This is a genomic window from Paenibacillus lutimineralis (assembly GCF_003991425.1).
Classification (GTDB): domain Bacteria; phylum Bacillota; class Bacilli; order Paenibacillales; family Paenibacillaceae; genus Fontibacillus; species Fontibacillus lutimineralis.
The window spans coordinates 600,731-626,114 of record NZ_CP034346.1; the positions used below are offsets into that span (position 1 = coordinate 600,731).

At 49.0% G+C, this 25,384-nt stretch carries 21 protein-coding genes; 14 read left to right on the plus strand and 7 right to left on the minus strand.

What is annotated here, in order from left to right; all coding sequences use genetic code 11:
- Window positions 1-26: 26 nt before the first annotated feature.
- On the plus strand, window positions 27-1,346 hold the full coding sequence (locus EI981_RS02580; RefSeq protein ID WP_126995162.1) for a glycoside hydrolase family 125 protein: 1,320 nt from the start codon (window positions 27-29) through the stop codon (window positions 1,344-1,346).
- Window positions 1,347-1,530: 184 nt separating this feature from the next.
- Window positions 1,531-2,529, plus strand: coding sequence for a glycoside hydrolase family 130 protein (locus tag EI981_RS02585; protein WP_126995164.1), 999 nt, complete (start codon window positions 1,531-1,533; stop codon window positions 2,527-2,529).
- A 127-nt stretch (window positions 2,530-2,656) separates the two neighbouring features.
- On the opposite strand, the gene EI981_RS02590 is transcribed toward EI981_RS02585, so the two are convergent.
- Both EI981_RS02590 and EI981_RS28915 read right to left on the minus strand, forming a co-directional pair.
- Window positions 2,657-3,214: a hypothetical protein gene (locus EI981_RS02590; protein ID WP_126995166.1), complete on the minus strand. Its 558-nt coding sequence runs from the start codon at window positions 3,212-3,214 to the stop codon at window positions 2,657-2,659.
- A gap of 100 nt (window positions 3,215-3,314) precedes the next feature.
- Entirely contained in the window at window positions 3,315-3,476 is a 162-nt protein-coding gene (locus tag EI981_RS28915; protein ID WP_162616062.1) for a hypothetical protein, read from the minus strand.
- Between the two features lie 185 nt (window positions 3,477-3,661).
- Between EI981_RS28915 and EI981_RS02595 the strand changes: the two genes are divergently transcribed.
- The 3 genes from EI981_RS02595 to EI981_RS02605 all read left to right on the plus strand — a co-directional run bounded on the left by EI981_RS02595 (window position 3,662) and on the right by EI981_RS02605 (window position 9,404).
- Window positions 3,662-4,378 (plus strand): response regulator transcription factor, encoded by a 717-nt coding sequence (locus EI981_RS02595; protein WP_126995168.1) that lies wholly within the window; start codon window positions 3,662-3,664, stop codon window positions 4,376-4,378.
- Window positions 4,375-5,733: a sensor histidine kinase gene (locus EI981_RS02600; RefSeq protein ID WP_126995170.1), complete on the plus strand. Its 1,359-nt coding sequence runs from the start codon at window positions 4,375-4,377 to the stop codon at window positions 5,731-5,733. The genes EI981_RS02595 and EI981_RS02600 overlap by 4 nt, the downstream gene beginning before the upstream one ends.
- A gap of 287 nt (window positions 5,734-6,020) precedes the next feature.
- Window positions 6,021-9,404, plus strand: a complete 3,384-nt coding sequence (locus EI981_RS02605) for a discoidin domain-containing protein (protein WP_126995172.1) — start codon at window positions 6,021-6,023, stop codon at window positions 9,402-9,404.
- Between the two features lie 44 nt (window positions 9,405-9,448).
- On the opposite strand, the gene EI981_RS02610 is transcribed toward EI981_RS02605, so the two are convergent.
- The 3 genes from EI981_RS02610 to EI981_RS02620 form a co-directional block, all read right to left on the minus strand.
- Entirely contained in the window at window positions 9,449-10,306 is an 858-nt protein-coding gene (locus tag EI981_RS02610) for a sugar phosphate isomerase/epimerase family protein (protein ID WP_126995174.1), read from the minus strand.
- 283 nt (window positions 10,307-10,589) lie between these two features.
- A complete protein-coding gene (locus EI981_RS02615) occupies window positions 10,590-11,468 on the minus strand; it encodes a sugar phosphate isomerase/epimerase family protein (protein WP_193556426.1) in 879 nt (292 codons plus the stop codon).
- Window positions 11,469-11,594: 126 nt separating this feature from the next.
- Window positions 11,595-12,653 carry a Gfo/Idh/MocA family protein gene (locus tag EI981_RS02620; RefSeq protein WP_126995178.1) on the minus strand — a complete coding sequence of 353 codons (1,059 nt, stop codon included), beginning with the start codon at window positions 12,651-12,653 and terminating at the stop codon, window positions 11,595-11,597.
- 132 nt (window positions 12,654-12,785) lie between these two features.
- Here EI981_RS02620 and EI981_RS02625 point away from each other — a divergent pair, with 132 nt between their 5' ends.
- The 7 genes from EI981_RS02625 to EI981_RS02655 all read left to right on the plus strand — a co-directional run bounded on the left by EI981_RS02625 (window position 12,786) and on the right by EI981_RS02655 (window position 19,948).
- On the plus strand, window positions 12,786-13,649 hold the full coding sequence (locus EI981_RS02625) for a helix-turn-helix domain-containing protein (RefSeq protein ID WP_126995180.1): 864 nt from the start codon (window positions 12,786-12,788) through the stop codon (window positions 13,647-13,649).
- A 71-nt stretch (window positions 13,650-13,720) separates the two neighbouring features.
- The gene (locus EI981_RS02630; RefSeq protein WP_126995182.1) at window positions 13,721-14,029 is read left to right on the plus strand and encodes a thioredoxin family protein; all 309 of its coding nucleotides are present in this window, start codon (window positions 13,721-13,723) and stop codon (window positions 14,027-14,029) included.
- 152 nt (window positions 14,030-14,181) lie between these two features.
- Complete coding sequence (locus tag EI981_RS02635; RefSeq protein WP_227011661.1) at window positions 14,182-15,300, plus strand: hypothetical protein; 1,119 nt, start codon at window positions 14,182-14,184, stop codon at window positions 15,298-15,300.
- Window positions 15,301-15,422: 122 nt separating this feature from the next.
- Window positions 15,423-16,391 carry an AAA family ATPase gene (locus tag EI981_RS02640; protein WP_126995186.1) on the plus strand — a complete coding sequence of 323 codons (969 nt, stop codon included), beginning with the start codon at window positions 15,423-15,425 and terminating at the stop codon, window positions 16,389-16,391.
- A gap of 9 nt (window positions 16,392-16,400) precedes the next feature.
- Window positions 16,401-17,504 (plus strand): DUF58 domain-containing protein, encoded by a 1,104-nt coding sequence (locus EI981_RS02645; protein ID WP_126995188.1) that lies wholly within the window; start codon window positions 16,401-16,403, stop codon window positions 17,502-17,504.
- A gap of 106 nt (window positions 17,505-17,610) precedes the next feature.
- Window positions 17,611-18,480: a GNAT family N-acetyltransferase gene (locus tag EI981_RS02650; protein WP_126995190.1), complete on the plus strand. Its 870-nt coding sequence runs from the start codon at window positions 17,611-17,613 to the stop codon at window positions 18,478-18,480.
- Between the two features lie 196 nt (window positions 18,481-18,676).
- Window positions 18,677-19,948 carry a glycosyl hydrolase family 28-related protein gene (locus tag EI981_RS02655; RefSeq protein ID WP_162616063.1) on the plus strand — a complete coding sequence of 424 codons (1,272 nt, stop codon included), beginning with the start codon at window positions 18,677-18,679 and terminating at the stop codon, window positions 19,946-19,948.
- A 64-nt stretch (window positions 19,949-20,012) separates the two neighbouring features.
- On the opposite strand, the gene EI981_RS02660 is transcribed toward EI981_RS02655, so the two are convergent.
- Complete coding sequence (locus tag EI981_RS02660; RefSeq protein ID WP_162616064.1) at window positions 20,013-21,320, minus strand: glycosyl hydrolase family 28-related protein; 1,308 nt, start codon at window positions 21,318-21,320, stop codon at window positions 20,013-20,015.
- Window positions 21,321-21,453: 133 nt separating this feature from the next.
- Between EI981_RS02660 and EI981_RS02665 the strand changes: the two genes are divergently transcribed.
- Both EI981_RS02665 and EI981_RS02670 read left to right on the plus strand, forming a co-directional pair.
- Window positions 21,454-22,431 (plus strand): NAD-dependent epimerase/dehydratase family protein, encoded by a 978-nt coding sequence (locus EI981_RS02665; protein ID WP_126995196.1) that lies wholly within the window; start codon window positions 21,454-21,456, stop codon window positions 22,429-22,431.
- 133 nt (window positions 22,432-22,564) lie between these two features.
- The gene (locus tag EI981_RS02670) at window positions 22,565-23,902 is read left to right on the plus strand and encodes a DUF4129 domain-containing protein (RefSeq protein ID WP_126995198.1); all 1,338 of its coding nucleotides are present in this window, start codon (window positions 22,565-22,567) and stop codon (window positions 23,900-23,902) included.
- A 204-nt stretch (window positions 23,903-24,106) separates the two neighbouring features.
- Here the strand turns inward: EI981_RS02670 and EI981_RS02675 are convergent, their stop codons facing one another.
- On the minus strand, window positions 24,107-25,195 hold the full coding sequence (locus tag EI981_RS02675) for a C40 family peptidase (RefSeq protein WP_126995200.1): 1,089 nt from the start codon (window positions 25,193-25,195) through the stop codon (window positions 24,107-24,109).
- Between the last annotated feature and the right edge of the window lie 189 nt (window positions 25,196-25,384).

The window sequence follows — 25,384 nt, forward strand, 5'->3', positions numbered from 1 at the left end:
AGACTATAGGAGCGTGACGTGACGACATGGAACAATTTAGACTCCCGAAAATACCGATGCCTAAGCTGGAGCTCCCGGCTGCGATAAAGGATGTAATGGCCGAAGCTGAGGTGAAGCTGGCACATCGTCCGAAGCTTTTGCAATTGTTCAAAAATTGCTTCCCAAATACGCTAGAGACGACAACTAAGCTAATGGAGGATGGAACGACCTTCGTTATTACTGGCGACATTCCAGCTTCCTGGCTGCGCGATTCAGTTGAACAGGTGATTCAATATGTACCGTTCGCGAAGCAGGACGAGGATTTGCAGCGCATTATCAGCGGCTTGATCAAACGCCATATTCAATATATCCATATTGATCCGTATGCGAATGCTTTCAACGAATCGGCAAATGATTGGCATTGGAATACGACTGATGAGACCGATATGTCCCCATGGGTGTGGGAGCGCAAATTCGAGATCGATTCCCTATGCTTTGTCGTACGCTTAGCTTATACGTATTGGAAGGAGACCGAGCAAACTGATATCTTTGACGCTGGCTTCAAAGCAGCGATGAGAAAAATCGTGGAAGTCTTCAAGACTGAGCAGCATCATTTTGAGAATTCGCCTTATCGCTTTACTCGCAACAATGGAATTCCTGAAGACTCGCTGCGCAATAAGGGTCTTGGTATGCCAGTCAACTATACAGGAATGATCTGGTCAGGCTTCCGTTCGAGCGACGATGCTTGCGATTTCCATTACAACATTCCAGGCAATATGTTCGCGGTTGTAGCACTGCGGCAAATGCAGGAATTTGCAGAATGGGTATTCCGTGATATGGACTTCCTGGCTGAGCTGAAAGAGCTGGAGTTCGAGGTGGATTACGGCATCAAGCTGTACGGTATTTACCGCCATCCGGAATTTGGCCCGATCTATGCATATGAGACTGACGGCTTCGGCAACTACTGCCTGATGGATGATGCGGGTACACCAGGTCTGATCTCCATTCCTTATCTCGGCTATGTAACAGCTGATGACCCGATTTACCAGAATACGAGACGCTTTGCGCTAAGCAAGGAGAACCCGTTCTATTTTGAAGGGAAAGCAGCTAAAGGAATCGGAAGCCCGCATACTCCAGAGAACTATATATGGCATATGGCGCTGTCGATGCAGGGAATTACGGCGCAGACGAAGGAAGAGAAGCTGGAGATGATCGCGATGCTGGAGAGCACGGATGCGGATACCGGATTCATGCACGAGGGCTTCCATGTCGATGATCCAACGATCTTTACGCGGAAATGGTTCGCTTGGTCGAACAGCCTGTTCTCACAGCTCGTATACCGGGCGATGAAGGAAGGCATTCTGTAAATATGAGGTATAGGCTGCTAAGGCGTGCGAATCTGCATGCCGAAGGCGGACCCACGACTTGATGTCGTGATTCTTCAATTGCAAATCAAGTATCCGTCACTTACAATTCGTAGTGCGAAGATGATCTTAAGTATGTTTTCTAATTACTCGAAACTTATCGTTTTTATAGAAAAGGAGAATTGAAATGAGCAGAATTATTGGCGAAAAACTGACGAACATCCCTTGGCAGGACAAGCCTGCTGGCAGCAACGCTCCGGTATGGCGCTATTCCGCTAACCCGATTATCCAACGGAATGCGATTCCGAATTCCAACAGCGTATTTAATTCGGCCGTAGTGCCTTTTGAAGATGGGTTTGCCGGTGTATTCCGTTGTGACTCCAGATCCGTTAGCATGGACATTTTCGCTGGCTTCAGTAAAGATGGTGTGAACTGGGAGATCAATCATGAACCGATCCAATTTGAAGGAGATCCAGAAGTAACTAAGAGGGAATATCGCTACGATCCACGGGTTGTTAAGATTGGAGATCGCTATTATATCAACTGGTGTAATGGCTATCATGGGCCTACGATTGGAATCGGCTATACGACCGACTTCAAGACTTTCCATCAATTAGAGAATGCATTCTTGCCATATAACCGTAATGGCGTTCTGTTCCCGCGTAAAATTGGCGATAACTATGCAATGCTCAGCCGTCCAAGTGATACAGGACATACTCCATTCGGGGATATTTTCTACAGTGCAAGTCCCGACCTTACTTTCTGGGGCAAACACCGTTATGTAATGGGTACAATCAATGGTGATGCCTCTGCTTGGCAATCCAAGAAAATTGGCCCAGGGCCAGTTCCGATTGAGACCGATAAAGGCTGGCTCTTGATCTACCACGGCGTTATCAATACTTGCAATGGCTTCGTATACCGTATGGGTTGTGCATTGCTTGATATCAACGAGCCTTGGAAGGTGCTGGCGCGTTCCCGTAACTATATTCTTGGACCTGAGACGTTGTATGAGTGCGTTGGCGACGTTCCGAACGTTACCTTCCCTTGTGCGGCTTTAACTGATGCGGATACTGGCCGTATCGCTATCTACTATGGTTGTGCGGACACCGTAACTGGACTTGCTTTCACAACTGTGGATGAACTGCTCAGCTACATGGAAGAGTATCCTTTGGAGACTGAAGCTTAATATTTGAAAATAGAACAGGGCTGGCCCTTAGTCATCGACATGACGGGGCCAGCCCTGTTTTAATATGACACTGTAGTTTGCTTTATTTTAAATGGCGGCGTAATGGTTAACGGGTCTGTTGAACGTCTTATTCTCCCGCTGCTTCCCGCTCTGCGTTAACCAGTTTGAGCTGCTCTAGCAGTCCGTCCAGCGCTTCTCGAATCGCGGCAGCATCTTTGGATTCCTCCGCCTTGGCCAAGGCGGCCCAGCTCTTCAAGAAGGCATCTTCTGCTACAGTAGCCTCGTTCTTGGAGACGAGTACAGCGATTGAAGTTTGTCCGGGTAATGTTTTTGGTTGCTCATTGCCACTTAATTTGATTCCAGACAGGCCTTTTACTGGAGCCAGCTTCGCATCGATTGTGTTTGTAGGAAGAATGTTTTCCCCCATCTGTTCCAATACTTGCTTCCAATCCTCCACTGTCTCGGGAGCATATTGCTTGGCCAGCTCTAGCGGATCAGAGATTTTGACAAAGGAGATCATTTGCGATTTCCCGTCCATGCTTACCATAGTTGCTGCCTGTGTTTTCACATCTTGAATTTCTGTTTGTACTGTGTTTTCCGCAGCATGGGTAATTCCCGGTACAGCGGCTGCGGATAACATAACGGCAGAAAGTACTGTCTTTTTGATTACATTTTGCATGTTCATGAGTGAACACTCCTTTGAAAGATAGATTCTGCAAGCTTCCGTAGGATCGCGGCAGCTTTGGTTCGGTTCGTCTTAGGCAGAAGAGCTCTCTATATTTCTGCTAATGGCCGAGACCTCCCCATATCACGTCGTAGGTTAGTATTGCAGCTCTGGAACTGGCCAGAAATACGAACCAGCATATCAGCATAAAACCGGCCATCAGGCATGCCTTTTTCATCGTTGCAGTTATTTTTCGAATTGGATTCCATCTGTTTTTTGGCACCGTCTAGTCTCCTATTGCTGAAGTGATATTGCCCCGCTTGATGTTCCATAGGCGCTTGCAGGTATTAGTGTAAGAAACGTCTATGTCATGCCGTTGGTGGATTTGTGGAAAAACAATGGCATTCGCCCTGCCGCCCTGAATTCGTTGTTATACTGATGTAGGAGAAACCGCTGGAGGACATGAAAATGAATAATCAATATGTGATTGCCGTCGTCGATGACGATTCAAATATTCGAAATTTGGTAGAGGCTTATCTACAGAAGGAAAATTACCGTACCGTCGGTCTGAGCAGTGCGGAAGAGGCCTGGAATCTTTGGAGAGACCATCCGCCCGATTTATGGGTGCTGGATATTATGCTGCCCGGCATGGACGGGTATGAATTTTGCAGACGCATCCGCAACGAAGCGGAGGTGCCTATTATTATGATTTCCGCACGGGATAGCGAAGTTGATAAAATCCTGGGCCTGGAGCTTGGCAGCGACGACTATTTGGTCAAGCCGTTCAGTCCGCGCGAGTTGGTGGCCCGTGTCAAAAGACAGCTTCAGCGCTGGTATAAGCTAAATCAGTCTGAGGAGCCCGCAATTCCTTCTCAACCTATACAGATCGTGCTTGGCCGACTGCTGCTGCTGCCGGAAGAGCGCCGAGCTTTTTGGGACGGAGAGGAAGTGGATCTGACTAGCAAGGAATTTGTGATGCTGCGGGTGTTCGCGGAGAATCCGAATCGCGCCTTTACGCGGGATGAATTGCTGGCTTATGTATGGGGGGATGATTATTTCGGCAGCGATCGGGCAGTGGACCATTTGATCAAACGGGTGCGCAAAAAAATCGGAGATCTTCCCATTGAAGCGATATGGGGGCATGGTTACCGGATGAGAAATGATGGAGGTGGAAAGGTAGAATGAAACTCGTACATCAGATCAATCTGGCTTTTGGCATTGCAATGGTGTTGGTATTGTCGGTTGCCGGAATCGTCATTCACTATGTATTGCTGGATCACCTGATCGGAGCGCAACGGGAGGATCTAAGGGCGATGAGTATTGAAATGACATCTTTACTCAAGGAGGATTATCCCCAGGTGACCGGTGTCTCGGTGACAAAATTCCCGACTGAGCTTCCAATGACTGCTCCTTACTCGGACATTAGTGCCGTTCTGACCGATCAGACGGGCAGTGTGATTGCGGCGTCTCCATTAACCTATACAACCAAGAAGGTAGAGACGCTGGCCGCGGCTACAATCAGCACGGCTTCCAGCGTCAAGAGCATTCAGGCAGGATCGGATAAAAACTTCATTACGGTAGAAAAATTAACGCCTCAAGGAAAACTGACACTGTACACGCCAACCAGCAAAGTCCGGACTATTGAACAGGCTCTGCTGAAGCGATTGCTCATTATTTTCGGCGCTGCCGGTTTAGCCATGATTCTTCTTAGTATCTTTATTACTAAAAGGCTGATTAACCCGTTAATCCGACTTCGCAATGAACTGAATAAAGTCAAACAGCGCCAGTTCTCGGACGTGGCCCTCATTAAGGCAGGAGGGGAGATCGGCTCGGTCGCTCAATCGGTGCATGAGATGGCAACAGAGTTGAACCACTTCAATCAAGTACAGAAGCAGTTCTTCCAAAATGCATCCCATGAATTAAAAACGCCGCTGATGTCTATTTCCGGTTATGCGGAGGGGATCCGGGACGGTGTCTTTGAGGGAGATAATGTCCGGAGAGGACTGGACATCATTATGGATGAGAGCGCCCGACTTAAGAAGCTCGTGACCGAGATGACGCTTCTAGCCAAACTGGATAGTGAAGAGGATGTGTTCAGAAGCGAGGAGATTTCCCTGGAGGAACTGCTGACAGAAACCGTAGAGCGGCTGAATCCACTACTCGTCAAGCAGGAGATCACTCTTCATACGGAATACGGGAGTCTCGGAGCAGTCAAGCTGCGCGCAGACCGCGACAAGCTGCTGCAGGCGATGCTGAATATTGTCTCCAATGCAGTGCGTTATGCGCAGCATCATATCTATATTCATGCCGAGCTATGCAAGGGGCAGATCATAATCAATGTTAGCGATGACGGACCAGGAATACCGGAGGAACTGCTGCCGTATCTGTTCCATCGCTTTGTCAAAGGCAAAGACGGCGAATCCGGGCTAGGGCTTGCCATCTCGCGTGCGATTGTTGAGCGCTGCGGGGGACTCATTCAGGCGGGTAATGGAAGTAAAGGTGGAGCGGTCATTTCGTTGAAGTTTCCGGGAGTAGTCTAGATTATTCCAGGTATAAGACCAGGGTTGGCTGTTGATCATGGAACATGAAGGAGCCAGCCCTGTTAACTTTTAGCAGCATGTTTTCGTACATAATTATAGTGCTGTCCAACCGTCTGGCTGTCCGGGCGGTTTTTTGTAATGTAAAGAAGTGTATATTGTCAGCGAAAAAATCCCTGTTATATGATAAAGGTGGATTATTCATCCATCTTTTTGAAGTAAAATGGTTTTTTCCTGCATCCATGTCAAGCAAGGTCGTTTCATCAAATCCAAAAGCATATGGAGGGACTATGAAGAAAATCATTTTGAAAGCCATTTCAACCATGCTGGTGTTAGCTATGATGTTGACACCTGTAGCTCAGTCGGCAACTGTCCATGCCCAGACTGCTTCCAAGCAAGCTGTGAAAGAGTCATCTTCGCAGACGAATCTGGCACTGAATAAGCCGGTCTTCGCCTCGGGGAATGAAGTGGAGGCATTGAAACCGGAGCTGGCTGTAGATGGGAAGGGGAATACCAGATGGTCATCCCCTTACAAGGATGATCAATGGTTTTACGTGGATCTTGGTGCGAAGAAGGATATCGACCGCGTTGTGATTCGTTGGCAAACCCCGGCGGAAAGCTACAAAATCCTTGTATCTGATGACGCCAAGCGCTGGAAGAATGTAAGAGCAGATGGCGGCACCATCACAAGCAAGGGCGGCGTAGAAACCGTGGATTTCCCGCTGCTTCAGGCAAGATACGTGAAATTCCAGGGGGTCAAGCGGGCTCCGGTTGAAGGCAAGTTGTACGGATACTCTTTTTATGAATTCGAAGTATACCAATTGCATGATCTTAGGACGATTGTGGACAACGTAACAGCAGCGCTTAAGGTAACTGCTGGACAGACGAAGCTCAATTGGTCTGCAGCCCACATCCCTCAAGATTATGAGGTTACCTTGTATGGCAGTGACCGATTGCCTGTAATTGATTTGGAAGGCAATATTCACGAGCCCTTAGTGAATGCCAAGGTAAATCTGATCATCCAGGTCACGGATAAGAAGAATCCAAACCGCAAGCTGCTCTCCGATAATATCTTGGTTATAGTACCAGGACAGCATAAACAAACTGCAGATCGCAATGCCGAACCGGACGTGATTCCATCCCTGCGGGAATGGTACGGCAGCAAGGGCGATTATACACTGACGAAATCGTCGCGGATCGTCGTGGATTCGAAGGATCGGGATATTCTACAGAATGCCGCCGAATTAACGCGCCAGGATTTGCAGGATATTACGGGATTCGATCTCGTGATTGAGTATGGGAAGCCGAAGAAAGGCGATTTGTACCTAGCGATTGATCCTTCTCTGACATGGCTTGGCGATGAAGGGAATCTGTTCCGGGTTGAGGATTACGTCTCCATGACCTCATCTACTGCCCAAGGTGTCTTTTTCGGCACAAGAACTGCACTACAAATTATTAAGCAGCATCCAAACCGGACCATTCCGCGAGGAGAGGCCAGAGATTATCCGAAATACGAGCAGCGTGGGCTGATGATCGATGTTGCTCGTAAGTACTATACGATCGATTTCCTGCAGAGCTATGTGAAGCTGCTGTCTTGGTACAAGATGAATACATTCCAGATTCACTTGAACGACAGTGTTGGAACACCATTCAAGGACGGCACGAAGGCTGCCTTCCGGCTGGAGAGCAGCACTTATCCGGGATTGGCTAGTCCCAATGGCCATTATACGAAGCAGGAATTTAAGGACCTACAGCTTATGGGTAAGGAATATGGCGTGAACGTTATTCCAGAGATTGATACGCCGGGGCATTCTCGCGTGTTCACTTCTTATAACCCATCCTTGGGTAATCCGTCCCTGGAAGACAACAATATGCTCGACATTTCCAAACCGGAGACGGTGCAGTTCGTCAAATCCCTTTTAGATGAGTATCTGGACGGCAATGACCCGACTTTCATCGGACCTGATATTAACATAGGCACGGATGAATATAAGGGCGATACAGAAGTCTTCCGCGGGTATATGGATACTCTCATCAAGTATATTAACAGCAAAGGCAAACGTCCTCACTTATGGGGCGGGCTTACCCATTATAACGGAGTGACGCCGATTAGTACGGATGCCACGATGGATATTTGGCATGAACCTTATGGTGCTCCGCAGCAAGCGGTGGATCTCGGCTATGATGTCATCAATGCCCAGAATACTTACATGTATATCGTTCCTACCGTATATGGGAACTACCTCAATACCCAGCTCCTTTATAATGAATGGGAGCCTGTCAAATGGGAGACAACGACGCTTCTACTCGGCCATCCACACGTCAAAGGCGGTATGTTCTGCTTATGGAACGATGCTTCAGAAGTGAACGGATTGTCGATGGATGATTCGCATGACCGTATGCTCCCTGGAATTCAGGTCGTTGCGGAGAAAATGTGGACCGGGACGAGGGAGGACAGATCCTTCGAACGATTTGAGCAGCGGAAGAAGAAGATCGGTGATGCGCCAACTGCGAATCTGTCCCATAAGGTTGCCATCAACAATGAAGATAACAGTGTCATTCAATATCTGTTCGAGAAGGGATTTGAGGATGCCTCCGGCAATCATTATGATGGCAAGGGCGTGAATGTTGACATTACGCAGGGAAAATATGAGAACGGCGTGCGGCTGAATGGGGGGGAGAGCTATATTGAGACTCCGGTTGAGACCGTTGGCTTTGACTGGACGGCCTCCATGTGGATTAAGCCCGATCCAGGCAATCCGGCCGATGCGGTTCTGATGGAATCACCTGTAGGAACGCTGAAGCTGAAGCAGGGCAGCACAGGCAAGCTTGGCTTTACGAAGGAGCACTATGATAGCACGTTTAACTATACCGTTCCAGAAGGCAAATGGACGCATCTGACGTTCAAAGGTGACAATAAAGGCGTGACCTTATTCGTTAATATCGATGAGTATGTAGAACGGATGGAAGAGACCTACCCTAAAATGAATACGCTTGTTCTGCCAACGCTTCGGATCGGCAGTGCAACAAATGCGTTTAAGGGTGTGTTGGATAATGTCATGATTTACAACAAGGCGATCGATTTGCAGAACAGCGACAATCTGGCCCTGCATCAAAAAGCGGAATCCTCCGCCACCGAATTTCCGTACTACTCGCCAGATATGGCAGTTGATGGGGATGTCTCCCCAACCTCTAGATGGTCCAGCGCTTATGTAGATGATGCCTGGTTCATGGTTGATTTAGGCGATATCAAGGATATCAGCAAGGTGATTATCCGCTGGCAGGCGGCTTACGCCGAGAAATTCAAGCTACTGGTGTCCACGGATAAGAAGAATTGGACCAGTGTATCCGGTGACAAGGACGGGGTGATCCACTCCAAAGGCAATCTCGATATTATTACCTTTGACGCGAAGCAAGCGCGTTATGTTAAATTCCAGGGTGTGAAGCGGGCAACCGTGTTCGGCAACTCCTTCTTCGAATTCGAGGTCTACGGTGCGGATCATATTCAGGAATACAAACAGCTTATTGCGCAAATGGATGAACTTCTGCAGCAAATCGGTAATAACGGCAAGCTGCACAAGCAACTGTTGCAGGTGCTAAATCGTTATCCATATGACGTTAATCGCGAACTACGACCAATGCAAGATCTGATTAACACGGCTGGGGCCAAATAAAGAAGGGGCTGTACCCGACTCGGGTACAGCCCCATTTATATTAGCTACAGTTCGTTCCAGATCCGCTTTACGTTATCGAAGGCGATCTTCGTTCCCCGTCGGCAGTCTTCCATGCCTTCATATTCGATCGATAAGTATCCATCGTACCCGGAGTTCTTGACGATTCCCAGCAGGCCCGGTATATCGAGGTCTCCTTGTCCGGCAATAGCTCCGCGCAGGTAACGGCCTGCTGCACTAGGGAACCAGCCTTCTCCCGGGTTGCGATCGGCAGGACGGATATAGAAGTCCTTCACATGCACCATGGAGGCGATACTGATATTATTTTTGACCGCGCGGATCGGGTCTTCATCAACACAGACGAAGTTGCCGATATCGAGCGTCGTCTTGTAGTTATCCCGGCCCACGGTATGAACCAGCGTCTGAACCCGGTCACTAGCTTGAACGTAGTAGCCATGGTTCTCTACACTTGTTGTAATGCCGAAGCCCTTGGCATAATCGGCGATTTTACGGCAGGCGTCCGCAATTCGCTTCAGATCGGAATTGAAGTTCACAATCGAAGTGTCGGGGCGGGAAGCGACATCATGGCGCATCAGCTTCACGCCAAGCCGGTGAGCGACATCTACTTCCTTCAATACTCGCTCGATCTCAGCCTCGTAGGCTTCCTCCGTATCTGTAATAAAGTTGGCACCGATGGCATAGTTGGAGATCTCGATTCCGGCCTTTGCAGCACGCTCTACGATCTGATCTATCAGTTCAGGATTGTCTACCAAGCTGAACCCCAGGGGAACGACCTCGATATGCTCGGCTCCAATCTCCTTCACCCAATCAATGACACTCAGTATATCCATAGACCCTGCTTCCATGGCCTGATATAAACTATAAGAGCTAATTCCCAATTTCATGACAAGTCACTCCTTCTCTATAGAGGTAGTTCAAAAAGTCCGCTTTTGATCACGAAGTAACACTGAGAGCTGATTCGACATCGAATCTTGAATTCACCCGGGCCTAGGCAGATGCTTACGAAGTCATGTTTCCTACGGAAACATCTCAGGTGCTCACGTACAAACTACGTACGCTCCGCTCCTCAGGCCCTAGCTTCATCCAACTGAAGCGTTTTGAAAAAAACGCACATCGGAAGCATAAGCTTCGGTGCTGAAAACCGGCTTTTTGAACACTCATTATAATCTAGTTGCGGTAAGCTTTAATGAACTTAACGGCCTTCTCGATGTCCGCAGCAGGGTTATCTCCGACTTCTCTCTCGATGGTCAGGTAGCCTTTATAGCCAATCTCCTGCAGAGCTGCGAAGTAGGCAGGGAAGTCCACTTTGCCTTCCCCGAGCGGAACTTCTTCGAAGGCTGCTCCGGAGCTGGCCATTTCGGCAATCTTCTGATGATCCATTGCATCATAGCCAAGATAGCCATAGACATCCTTAGGATCTATAAGGCGGAGACGATGTCCGTCTTTGACATGTGTATGCACGATGTAATCCTTGAGCGTCTTGACGCCCTCTACCGGGTCATCGCCTGTGACCATGACCATATTGGCAGGGTCAAAGTTGACGGAGACGCCGCGAGTGCTAAGCGTGTCCAGGAAGCTCTTCAGGTGGGCTGCCGGTTCTGGTCCAGTCTCTATAGCGAAGTACGCGTTCAAGCTGTTCGCATAGACGCCCAGCTCTTCACAGGCTTCTTGCATAGCTGTGTAAATTTGTCCATTGCGATCTTCTGGAACGATCCCGATATGGGTAGTCACCACGTTGGTGCCGAGGTCCATAGCCAGGTCGAGAATTCTTTTGGATTTCTCGATTTTTGCCGGGTTGGCGGCTGCATCTTGGAAGCCATGTCCGGCCAGGTCCCCGCAGAGCGCTGAGATCTCTAGCCCCAGATCCGCGATGTATTGGCGCAGTTCCTTGCGTTGGGCTGGACTAAGCTGATCCGGGTCCATTTCACCCGACACCGCGTAGATTTGTACGCCCTCCGCACCAACCTCCTTCGCTTTCTTCAAGCCTTCACGAACGCCAATTCCGAAGCTGTCTACAATGACACCGATTTTGTTCGTCAATTTCACCTTAATTCACACTCCTTGATATTTGTAAGCTGCCGAATGCATCAGAACGTCCAGCCGGGCCTGTATTCTCTTATTCAGCCACAGCAGGCCTCGTTCTGACGCTAACTAGAATCTACTTTATGAAAATTAGAACTGAATTTCCCTGCCCTCTGAGGCTGATTGATAGATGGCATTCAGAATCTGAATCAGTTGAGTTCCATCTTCTACAGGGCAGATCGTCTCGGTGTTCCCCAGACAGCATTCTACAAAATGATTGATTTCACGGTTGAAAGCACCCTGGAAGTCGAATCCTGGATATGTGATCTGCGGATCGATATTAATCATCGTATTATGTCGTTCTGTGGTGATCTTCAGCTGCGGTTCGAGCTCGGCGCCGCCTTTATCGCCAAAGATGCTGATGGATTGCGAATCCTGCGTCGCATGCAGATTGAAGCTGACATCAACCATCAGGGAAGCCCCGTTCTCGAAGCGGATCAAGGCGTTGGCCATATCCTCCACTGTATTATGAGAGGCATCATAGTCCGCTGCTTTATAGAAATCATAGTTCAGCACATTGGATCGGTTGCCTACCTTACGATACGTATTGCCAGTTACTGATTTAACCTTCGGTTTGCCCATCAGGTACCAGCATAGGTCGATAACATGCACGCCGATATCGATCAGCGGCCCGCCACCGGAACGTTCAATATCGGAGAACCAACCGCCGGGATTGCCGATTCTGCGGGTCAAGCTGGCTTTGGCAAAATAAACTTCACCCAGATCGCCTGCATCAATGAAACGTCTCAGTACTTCAATATTGGAAGCGTGACGGCGAACATAGCCGACCTGAAGCATCTTGCCAGTACGATGAACGGCTTCCTGTACACGAAGAGCTTCGTCTACCGTTTTGCAGAGCGGCTTCTCGCAGAGTACATTCTTGCCGGCTTCAAGAGAAGCGATGCTGATCTCTGCATGGGAATTATTCCAGGTACAGATGCTGACAGCATCTATTTCTGAGTTAGCCAACAGATCGCGATAATCGGTATAGACATGAGGTACATTATACTTTTCTGCGGCTTTTTTGGCCCTTTCCTCATTCAGATCACAGACTGCATACAGTTGGACATGAGGATTTGCTTGATAGGCGTTCAAATGACATTCAGAGATGGATCCGCAGCCGATGAGACCGATTTTTACCTGTTTCATTGTTTACGCTTACATCCTTTCATCCCCGCAGCGAATTTGCTACAATATTATGTACTTCATTCACAGCGGCATGGTTTATTTGTTCAATTACCTACAATCTATCATAAGAATTAGTAAGGGAGAATGTCCAGGATGACAAAATATATGGATTATATGATCAGCCCATACCCGATTCGCACCTATGAGCCGCTCGTTGATCCGAGCAAGCTAAAACTTAAATCATTGGCCTTCCATAGTGCCGGGCATTTACCTGGGAGGACGCTGCAAAGAGTGAATTCCGAGTTTGCTCATTGGGCGTTTGTCATGATAACGGGCGGAGAAGGCTTCTACCAGGTTAACGACGGAGAGAAGCAGAGGGTAGACCCAGGCTCCTGGTTCTGTCTATATCCGGGGGCTGTATTCAATTATGGGCCCAATCATAGAGGCTTCTGGGATGAGTACTATTTCACAGTCTATGGCGAACGGGTCGACGAATGGCTCCGGAACTGGCTGCATAATCCTGAACAGGTGAAGCATGGCGTAGTTGATGATGCGCTGCTACATCGGTTGGAAATGATGCTTATGATGATTGATAGCAACCAGCCGGGTAACCTGGACAGGGCTGCCATGATGCTGGAGCTGTTCTTGTACGAACTAGTGGTACAGGTAGAGCAGACCCAGGCCGGTCACCGTGGAACATTTACATTGAAAGTCATTGAAGACCTTTCCCGTTCCATTTATGTGCAGCAGAAACCGGAGGAAATTGCAGACAGGCATCATATATCCGTATCTACGCTACGGCGAATCGTCCATGAGTACAGCGGATATCCGCTCAACGAATTTATCCATCGGTTAAAGATCGCGGAGGCCAAAAATTTGCTGCTGAATACAGAAATGAGCGTTAAAGAACTCGCCGAAGCACTAGGGTATCAGGACATGTTCTATTTCTCTCGCGTGTTTAAGAGAGTCACCGGAATATCGCCAAGCAGTTACCGCAAACGCGGTGGCAGCAGCTAATACCTGCTACGCAGCAAGATCAAGAAGATGAGTAATGTCGTAAATTTTTTATCATGTTAAGGAGTTGTCACATGCTGCAGGATATTTCGGAAGAAGAACTAAAGATTAGATGGGAGCAGGCTGGCTCTAGAGAGGCGGTACTGTTCTATACACCACTCTGTGGGACTTGTAAGCTTGCGGAGAGAATGCTGGAGATTGTCCTTGAAGCAGGCGGAACGATTCCTGTATCTAAAATTAATATTAACTATGCGCCAGAACTGACGCAGGATTGGAAAATCTCCAGTGTGCCGGCGTTGATCATCTTTCAAGCTGGCTTCCTGGTGCAGAAGGAATATGCACTTCATTCGGTAGTTGATCTGCAGCAATGGCTGAAGCCGTGATCATGCTATTTACAGGTTCTGCTGGTCAGCTCAAGTTAAACTATCCTAAGTACTGGATGGTATAGCAGCATCTCGGTTCCCCTTTTTCGTAAATCTTTCCCGAAGTGATAGGCAAACACACAGTCGTAACCTTATGCATAAAGTGTAGGGTATTGATTTTCGGTAAAGAGAAAGGGGCAGAACTGGAAATGGCAGAGCAGGATCTTCATTATTTCATGCGGGGAAATACAGCGCAGGGATTAGTCAGCTTGGCGGATTCGATATTTCAGGGACTCGGCACCATTTACGTGCTGCAAGGCTTTCCTGGGGGGACGGAAGCAATGATGGGACGTATTGCGGCGGCATTGGAGCAGCGCGGCTTCTCCCTGCAGAGAATTCATCAGCCTCTTGACCACGAATCCTTAGAGGGGATTATCGTTACGAATCTGTCGTTCGGGATCGTCGATGGGAATGCTTGGTCGGTAAATGCGGAACCGGTCGGGGCGGACATCAGATATATCGACCTTTGTTCCGTGCTTGATACAGACAAACTGGAGGATTCGTCCGAAGAGATCGAACGATTGCAGAGGCAGATCGACACGGCCTATGAGCAGGCATATGATACGTTTCTGAAGACGCTGCGCATCCATGATGATTGGGAGAAGATTTATATTGATCATCTTGACCGCGAGGCGATGAATACGCTGGCGGCGGAATGGTCGGAGCAGTATTTACAACCTGTAAGAGCGGGGAAGAGGGCACAAATCGTCCATCGCTTCCTCGGCGCGGCGACCTGGAGAGGAGCTATCGATTTCGTTCCTAATCTGACTGACCGTTTGCAGACGCGCATTTATGTAAAGGGCCGTCCGGGTTCAGGCAAATCAACTCTATTTAAAAGTCTCGCTGCTTCCGCTGAGCTGAAGGGCATCGATATGGAAGTCTATCATTGTGGCTTTGATCCTAATAGCCTGGATATGCTGATCTTCCCTGAGCTGGGGATTGCTATATTCGACAGCACAGCTCCACATGAGCACTTCCCAGTTCGCCAAGGAGATCAGATCCTTGACGTATATCAGCTCGCTATTGCTGAAGGAACAGATGAGAAGTTTGCAGAAGCCGTTCTAGCGTTTAAGAATCGTTATGCTGCTTCAATGAAGCAATCGATCTCTTATTTGGCTGAGGCGAGGGAGCTGCGTGACCAGCTTAAGGATATTTACCAGGAAGCTGCAGCCGAGGGCAGTCTGTTCCCGCTGGAGCGTACCATCTTGAGCGGCATTGAAGCCAGAGTGTAAACCCAATATTCATCAGAAGGCCCGCTATAATCGTAGCGGGCTTTTTGTTATGATATATAGAAGGAAAAATATACATAACTATACTATTCTAATCCTATTCTAGTTATTAAGGCGGTGGAGCTATGGAATTGCAGCAGGCAGTATCGATATCGAAGCGAATTCATACCAATATCAGTGAAGTGATCGTAGGGAAGGAAGAAGTGATTGAGCTGTTGCTGGCTTCCTTGTTCGGCAAGGGACATGTGCTGTTGGAGGATGTACCCGGCACGGGCAAGACACTGCTGGCCAAGGCTCTGGCGCGTTCCCTGGACGGGCAATTCAAGAGAATCCAATTTACTCCTGATTTATTGCCCTCTGATCTAAGCGGAATTAACTTCTATAATCAGAAGACAAGTGAGTTCGAATTCAGGCCGGGACCTGTGTTCACGGAGGTGCTGCTGGCTGATGAGATTAACCGGGCGACGCCGCGAACCCAGTCCAGCCTGCTGGAATGTATGGAGGAGCGCCAAGTGACGATAGATGGCCTGACCCATGAGCTCTCCAGTCCGTTCTTCGTAATGGCCACACAGAACCCGGTCGATAATCAGGGGACGTTTCCACTTCCTGAGGCTCAGCTTGACCGCTTTCTGATGCGGATTGAGGTCGGCTATCCTACTCATGAGGAAGGCGTGGATATTCTGCAACGATTCCAGGTGAAGAATCCGCTAGAAGGACTTATTCCAGTAGTTACAGGTGCGGAGGTCGCTGCTGTACAGCGGTTTGTTGCTGGGATTAGCGTGTCTAAGGATCTGCTGAGCTATATCGTCCGCATTACGGAGGCAACTCGGAAGCATCCTGATGTGAGGCTTGGCGCCAGTCCGCGTGCTAGCACTGCTCTGATGCGTGCCGCGCAGGGAATCGCTCTGTTACAAGGTCGGGAGTATGTAACTCCGGACGATATCAAGCGAGTTGCAGAGCCGGTGCTGGCCCATCGACTACTCGTTCGCCACGGACTCCGTCCAGATGATCGACAAAGCGATGCTATAGTGCGGCAAGTGCTCAGCGAAGTGGAGGTTCCTGCGGAGGATGTACTGACAGGAAGAGGGAAGTAGGTGGTTGACATGCAATTAACCTGGTTAATTGTCAGCGCTTCCGTTCTGATCGGATTGTTGGCCTTTATTTATCAGCGAAGGGCGATGCGAGGGTTGAGCTATACTCGCTACTTCACAAAGGACGCCGTGTTCGAAGGGGATACGGTCGAAATGGTGGAGGTAATCTCCAATGCGAAATGGCTGCCACTGCCCTGGCTACGGTTGGAGTCGAGCATTCAAGCCGGACTCCGGTTCGGTGATCAGGCCAATCTGGACATCTACTCCGGGGATATCTATCAGAATCATATCAGTCTATTCTATCTTCGTTCCTATCGTCGAATTAAGAGACATCATCAGGTTATATGCTCGCGTCGTGGTCTCTTCCATCTGGATTCGGCTACACTGACGACAGGTGATCCGCTTGGTCTGATCTCCAAGGCGCAGAAATTTCCGCTGAACCTGGAGCTGCTTGTATATCCGCAAATCCTGGCCTTGCAGGAGCTTCCGTTGCCGAACCACAGCTGGATTGGAGAGCTTGCTGTTCGACGCTGGATCGTGGAGGATCCGTTCTTGACCTCGGGAATCCGCGAATATCGCCCCGGCGATGCTATGGGATCAATCAATTGGAAGGCAACGGCACGTACAGGTTCGTTGCAGGTCCATAAGCGCGATTATACAGCCGATCATCGGCTTATGATTTGTCTCAATTTGGAGGATAGCGATACGATGTGGCGTAATATTAATGACCCGGCGCGAATAGAACTGGGCATCAGATACGCGGCTACAGTGGCCGATCAGGCGCTGCGCAGCGGGGTCGAGACTGGATTGATCTGCAATGGACATCTGATCAATGGCCCAAGAGAATCTGTCAGGATCGAACCCTCCGCGGCAGCCGATCAGTTCGAGCTCTTGCTGTCGACGCTGGCCAGGCTTGTTCTGGATCGGACAGTTTCGATGTCAACCCTGCTCGAGGAGTTGTTGAACGAAGATCCGGTGGATACCGATTATCTACTGATTTCCTGTCATCAGGGTGAGAAGCTGAGAACGGCAACTGACCAGCTGCTGCAGCGGGGGAACGGCGTCGAATGGATGGAGATACCCCAGATTGGGAAGGAAGAGTCGGCGGTTTCATAGCTTGGAGAAGGGAGCTAGGAATAGCTCCTTATGCCGCATGAATGGTGCTGTGCAACTCCTCTCGGCTGGGCCGGGAGATCGGTGACTTTTTTATAGGAGGTAGAGGATGATCCAATATTATCGCGGTACGGAACAGGATATGGAAGTGTTATTCTCCGCTTTTCAAGCGGGATTCATCGACTATATCGTTAAGCTTGACCTTACCATGGAACAGTTCGCCGCCCACTTCTTCGGCCAGGAAGGAAATGCGCGTGAGCATTCTTTTGTAGCCATGTTCGGGGATGAAGCGGTCGGCATAATACTTGGCGGGATCAAGCAGTACGAAGGGATACAGACGATGCGCTGCGGTGCGCTCGCTGTCCGTCCTGATTTACGTGGGCAAGGGGTGAGCAAGGAGTTGTTCCGGCTGCATCATCAGGAGGCTGTTGATCAAGGCTGCCGCCAGCTGTATTTGGAGGTCATTCAGGGGAATGACCGTGCGATAGCCTTCTATAACCACCATGGATATCAGAGACTGTATGATTTGTCTTATTATACGCTGACGGATTTATCTGGATTAGCTGCAAAAACGCAAATGAATGCATCAGGTCATGGCATGGTTAGTATCACACAGCTTGACAGTCATCCGTTCGCGGAAGCTATACAAGGCCGGGAATATTTCCATCTGAACTGGCAGAATGACCTCGATTATATTCATCGATCGGACAAATACGTATTTTATGGGGCTTTGATGAACGGCAATCCCGTCGCTGTTATGGCTATTACCCGTCAAGGGCGGATCAGTCTATTGATGGTTGATAAGAATGAACGAGGACACGGAATAGCCCAAATGCTGCTGAATAGCGCCATTCGTGAATTAGCTTTAACACGGCTACAGATATCATTTTCCAATAACGCCAGGTTGCATGGATTCCTGCAGCATCTAGGATTTCAGAGGGATCCGATCCAGCAGTACGAAATGTACCGATTGCTCTGAAATACGGGATAGCAATCCTGCTCAATCATTGCTGAAGCTGAGCCAATTTCGAATAATCTTCACAATAGTTAGGCCAACCTGTAGGTCAGATGCCGATTGTTCCATTTTATCTCCCGTTATTAAATAAAACTAAAGATACGTTCGCGGCTCATATGCAGCAGTGCTCGTTATTACGCATAAGCAGGAGGAGATAAGCGTGATTGACGTAAAAAGAGCAGGGGCGCGGGGAGATGGAAAGACGGATGATACGGCAGTCATTCAGAGAGCACTGCAGCAAGCAGCCCAAAGCAAGGATACGGTTTATTTCCCTGACGGGGTGTATATCATAGATCCGGCCAGGACGCTGTCGGTAGGGTCAAATACTTCTATTCTTGGCAATGGCAAGACATCGGTGATTAAGGCCGCTTCCAGCGGGTTCGGCTGGGATATGATCAGGGTACAGGGAAGTAATATCAATATTAACAACATATCGTTGGATGGGAATAATCGCGTGAATCGGGTGCTGGCTATTGGCGGAGGCAGCTCTAATATTGTGATTAACAACTCTTCTGTGGCCAATGCCACGCACAGTACTGATAAGAAGAGCGATTATTACGTCGGGGTAGTGTCCGGGATCGTAATCTACGGCAATACGAACTCGATCACGATCTCCAACACGGAGATTTATAATGTCTCAGCCACTAATGTCTCTGAAGGAAGTCTGATCGCCAGAGGAATCTTCGTGACGACGACATGGGGCAGTAAGGAGAAAATCGGCAAGAAAATATTGATATCAGGTTGTTATATTCACCATATTAGTCCAGCGGATGACGGGGACGGCATTTATTATGAGGATCCGGCTATGGATAATAACAAAGGTGAGAATACCGGCAGTATAATTGCCAACAACCGCTTCACTTATTGTAGTAAAAGAGCGATCAAGATCTATGCCCAAGGGATGCAAATCCAGAGCAATCAAATTGAGAACCCGTTCTTGAACAACAATTATTATAAAGGCACGAAGAAAGGCACGCCTGCCCCGGATATGTATTCGGCGATAAGCATATATGGAAGCAACAATGTGGTTGTGAATAATATCATTAACGGGGTTGGCAGCTTCTACGCCGCGTTTGAGGTGAGTGCCGGCGATCTGATCGAGAACACATTGATTCAGGGCAATTCAATCAGTATGGGTGACAAAAGCAACATTGCGGGAACTACGGCGATTCGCTTGGGGAATGTTCGAGGCTTCCAGCTGCTGAATAACAATATCAGCAATGGGGAGAGAGGCGTCTGGACATGGCAGAATGCCGATCAGGGTATGATCCAGGGCAACTCTATTGTCGTGAGGAAAGGTACGGGAATTGATCTTACAACGTATTTAAGCGGATATGTTCAGAAGAATATTACTTGTATTGGCAACAATATTACGGCGGGCAAAGCGAAGATCGTCATTCCGCCCAGAGCGATAAATATCGTCATCAAATAAGTGTGATGATTACGTTCTATATGACTCAATTTTGAAGAAGCACCTGCCTCCTAGATCATTCTATTTAGGGATTGGCAGGTGCTGTTCTATTTGTAATACCAGCTACATCATTTCCAGATAATAAACTATCGAGGACATTGTTATCGTACTCTGCATCCTGACCCGCGATATAAATGGCTGTTCCTACATTACGAATTATATTGCCACGAACGCTAGAGCTATCAAACACTCCAAGGCGAATTCCTGTCGTCATTTCCTCCGCTTGCTCTGTTTGTTCTCCAACAATCCGATTATTCTCAATAACGATACGATCCAGATTTTCGAAGTCTGCTTCAATCGCAGCATAATAGCTCCCTCTGCCATTGATGAGATTGCCGCTGATCGTGACATGGCTTGCATAGATAGAGATTGCTGAGTACATATCCTGAGAGAGACGTTGCTCTGGGTCAAATAAATAACGGTTATTCCCCGAATAAGGGTTAGTGATGTAGTTGTTCCGCACTATCACTCCGGGAGTGGAGATCTTGATCCCTCTTTTGGCGGCATGATGAATCTTGTTGTTCTCAACGATCGAGTCGGACAGTTCCGCCGGGTTAGGGGGGACATCGAAGAAGATGCCGTCTGCATCCTCACGTGGAGTAATATATGAGATCTCGTTGCCAGAGATTGTCACACGCTTGGCTGGAGACGCACCTGATCCGTTCCAGACCATGATCCCCCGGGCAACGGGCTGCGAGTGCATCGCGCTGATGTTCGTGATGAGCGAGGTGAGCACCTTAATGTCCTCAGTATCGCCGTAGATCATAATGCCGGAGACGACCGCCGAATAGAGTGGGCTCTGTGGATCGGCTGCTTGTCTCATATTTCTAATGACCGAGTTAGCGATCGTGACGTCCGCTGAGCCAGGATGAATGCCGATGCCGCGGATGAAGCTGCCTGATCCATCCAGGTCGATACCATCGACAAGCACATCCCGACCAGAGATGCGGATTGCTTCATATCCAAAGGCTTCGGAAGGCTGGGCTATAAATTTTAATACAGGCTTGTCTTCTCCAATGAGGCGAGTTTTGCTGGATAGCTCAAGTGGCTCCTTCACATTTAGCAGATAGGTTCCTGCAGGCACTATGATTCGCGTCGAACCTTTACGTCCAGCCGCCTGATGAAGGGCTCGAATGAATACGGCGCTGTCGTCACGGATGCCGTCTCCACGGGCCCCAGCCTGCATAATATTGATGGTCATATTGCGATAGGGAGAGGCTATAGCGAGAACGGCAATGGCCGAGAGAGCAAAGAGCAACAAGTATATTAAGAACCTTGATTTAAATAAATTTCGCCGGAGTAAGGAGCCTCCCCGGTATATTTTAAATGCCATAATAACTAATCTCCTTCGCATATCTATAAAAGATTGAATCTGAACTATGAATATGTGTGTAAAGCATAATTTAATCCTCTCATTCATAAAGTGTTTAGACGGATTTCATTGAAGAATGGGAGAGTAGAAGAAAATGAAGGTGTTAGTTACCGGGGGAGCAGGGTTCATTGGCCGCCACACCGTGAGCCAGTTGCTCGAACAGGGTTATCAGGTCATTGTAGTTGATCAGCGACGAGGTGATCATAAGCTGTCCTGTGACCAGTCGGTTACCTACTATGAGGCCGATATTGTGTCGGAAGATCTGGAGCAAATTTTCGCTAAGGAGGAGCCTGATTATTGTATCCATCTGGCCGCCCAGGTTAGCGTGCCCCGCTCCTTCGAGAATCCCCATCTGGATGCCGAGGTGAATATTGTGGGGACGATTAATGTCCTTCGCATGTGTGTCCGGTACAAGGTGAGGAAAATTGTGTTTGCCTCTTCGGCAGCTGTATACGGGAACCCCGGTATTTATCCGATTGAGGAAAAGTGTACCCTTGATCCGCAATCTTTCTATGGGTTGTCGAAATATGTGGCAGAGAGCTATATCCGTTCATTCGCGGATCAGTATCATCTTGATTATACTATCCTTCGCTATGCGAATGTATATGGAGTGCGTGAGCATCGAACCGGCCAGGACGGTGTGATGACGGCTTTTGTCGAGCGGATGGCTGGAGGAATGCCGATGATTATATATGGTGATGGGCGCCAGACCAGGGATTTCGTCTATGTTCGGGATGTAGCTGTTGCGAATGCACTAGCGCTGGGCGCTGGTTCACAACAGATTTTCAACATAAGCAGTGGGGTAGGGCTTTCCCTACTTGAGTTAAGTGGAATATTGCAGCAGCTGTGCGAGCATAGCATTTCCGTTCAATTTATGCCTCAGAAGCCGGGAGATATTGATCGCAGCATTCTGAGTAATGATAAGGCCAGGAATCTGCTTGGCTGGTCCCCGTCGTACTCATTGGAAGAGGGCCTTCGGGCCATGACCGTACATGAGTATGGGGTCAAGAAGAAGAGAGGGCAGCCATTTACAACGAGTCTTCAGGACTATAGTAAAATTACAGCGATCTAGTAACCAGGGTTCTTCCTCTATCCGAGGCAGAACCCTTTGTCATTGTTTGGAAGTCTATAGCTGTGCTATGATTTAGCTTGAAGCACCCATTTGACGCCGATGCGATGGCAATGACGATGGAGGGCATTTCTAAATGGAAAATACGGGTAACGCTTACATCTCAAAAACGTTGAAATTATGCTTGTCCTGCCTTGGCGAGATGGTGGTGCTGATGCCGATCTATCTTGCCGGAATTATTATTCTAAGTCCGCAGTATCTGCCCTTAGCCTGGCTGGTGATACTGCCGTTTGTTTCTTTTCTCGGCGTAGCTATTCGCAGTTATGTCCCTGTATTATGGAAAAAGCTTGGAGCCGCTGTTCTGATCGGAGCGGCCTGTGCTGCTGTGTTTTTATCAAGTGGGGCGGCAGGCTTCTCTCCCTTAATTGGGCTCTGTGCAGCGCTATTCGCGTTGCAAGGTATGACCGCTACCGATCGAGCCGGTGTGGCCAAGCTGTACTGGTATGGGGTTGCGCTATATTTTGTGGCCGGGATCGTCTATTCCAGCGTCGCTCTACTGCGCGGAGAGCTTGGTCTGATCACTTGGTTCGGGGTAGGCTGCCTGGCGATTGCACTGTTCATTACGAATCATGAATATTTGCGTTATACAACGTTGTCCGACCATTCTCCGCTGCCAAGGGGCATACGCCGACATAATACCCTTTTTATTGTTATTATTCTCGGACTTGTTGTCTTGCTGGCTGCGGGAGCTGGGCGTTGGATCGGTAATCTGTTATTGAAATTCGTAAGATATGTCTTCGCTTGGCTCACGCGCTCATCTGGAGAGCCAAAGGAACTGGAGCCGGAAGAAGTTCAGGAGCCGCCGGCTATGTTCTTCCCAGGGGAAGTCCAGAAGCCAGGCTTGCTATCACAGATTCTGGATATCCTCTTCTATGTGATCGGCGGTGCGGTAATCGCAGCTATGATCGGTTTTGCTCTCTACTGGTTATATAAAAATGCTGGCGGCTTCTGGAAGCGTAGCATCGATCGCTTAATCGCATTGTTGCGCAGACAGGACCTGGCCGGTGAGAATAAGGGTTATCGTGATGAGGAGATCTCGATCTTCTCCTGGGAAGAGAGGAAGCAGAGACTGGGGAATTGGCGGACGGTCTTGTCCCGGTTCGGACGGCGTCAGGAACGTTATGAGGATATGCATAGCAATCAGGAGAGAGTACGTTTTTTGTATCGGCGTTTCCTCTTAGCCAGGCGCAGCGAAGGCTGCGAATTAAAGCCTGGGCTTACTCCGTTAGAAATGGCCCAGGATATACAGCGCCATGATGATAATGAGAAGAAGGATCAGAGAGGGAAGCCTAGGCAGGCGGCCCATAAGACCGCTATAGAGCCGTTAATCAAGCTTTACTACCGGGTCAGGTACGGTGGACAGGAGCCTGATGATGAAGAGGTAGCTGATATAAGACGGATGTTGAATTTATGATGACAAACCTGGGAAGCGGCCGTTCTTTGCGTTGTACGCCTAGCCTGGGCGTCATCTCTAGTCGTCCGATATTCGCTCAAAGTAAAGAGGACCCGGAGGCAGAGCCTCCGGTTTTTCTTAATTTTATAATAGGGAGAGGTCATCGCAACATCCACTTAACGACCGCCTCAAGCAACGCTTCCCATACAGTTTTGTTATCTTGCTCTAAAACACTCTCCGTGCGGTGACAAACCGCTTCTTCCAGGAATCAGAGAAATCCTCTAAACGAACACCGTATTTGACGGAGTAGGTGTGGAGCAGTTGGCCGTCGCCCGCATAGATGGCTACATGGCCGATGTCCAACCCCCGTGAGTCGAAGAACAGCAAATCCCCTTTGCGAAGGTCATTCAGGCCGACTTCTTTGCCTTCTTTGGCTTGGTCGTAAGAGACCCGAGGCAGATCGATCGACAGGATATCTGAAAAAATACGCTTGACGAACGACGAGCAGTCGAACGTTTTCGTCTGCTCCGACGAGGCGCCAAATTCATAGGGTGTGCCCAAATACTTCATGCCGTAGGCGAGGAGCTCGTTCGCTTGTTCCTCTCGCAGGGCAGGATTAGAGTAGTCGGTATATTTGGGCTTGGCCGAAATATATCCGGATCGGTTATCGGTAGTGCGCACCTCCAACCAAAATGGAGAGGCTTCGCGAACGACATGGACCTTTTGCCCGGCGGGCAGCAAGTCCTCGGAGGCCTGGCTCTCCGCATCTGGTGCGGTGCGGAGGTTGACGCCCCATAGAATACTGGTTTCATACTCGATCTGGGGGGCGGAAGTGATCCTAACGGTTTTGGTATCCGCCTCCCATTTCACCGAGCTGCCGAGCGCTTCGCTGACAAAGCGCAAGGGTACTAGCGAATATCCATGCTCGATCCGCCCCGGAAAAGCCAGGTTTATGGCCTGTCCGTTCAACTGTGCAACCGGCTCTCCGATACGGTAAATCAGCTTGGATTCGCCTTTGGTGGCCGTGACTGTTTTGCTGCTTTCCTCCCAGGCCAACTTAGCGCCTTGGGCTTCAAACAGTCCACGCATCGGAACGAGTACGGTTCCATGTACCAAGATTGGTTCGGTCTCGAGCTGCAGTTGTCGTCCGTCTAAGTAAACCGAAACTGGACTGGTTGCAGGCTTGGCCGATGGATCGATCACAGGGCTGGTCGCAACCGTTCGGGCCTCGCTTGAAGATTCGGCATGAACGGGAGTTGAATAAAGCAGGGACGCGGCCAGCAGAAGATAGAGTACGCCCTTTTGTGTTGTCATGTTATTCATCACCTTGTCGTTAGTTGTTACTTAATTGGACGAGAGCAGATGGATATAGTTGTGGTTCCAAATTATGACAATAATAAAGGGCATTGCAGACGGTACGTTGAAAGGGTAGACGTGTGAAAGGGGATTAGAGTCTTTGGAGGAAGTACCACGCATCAGGTCTAGAGGGGGTCATAACTCTAC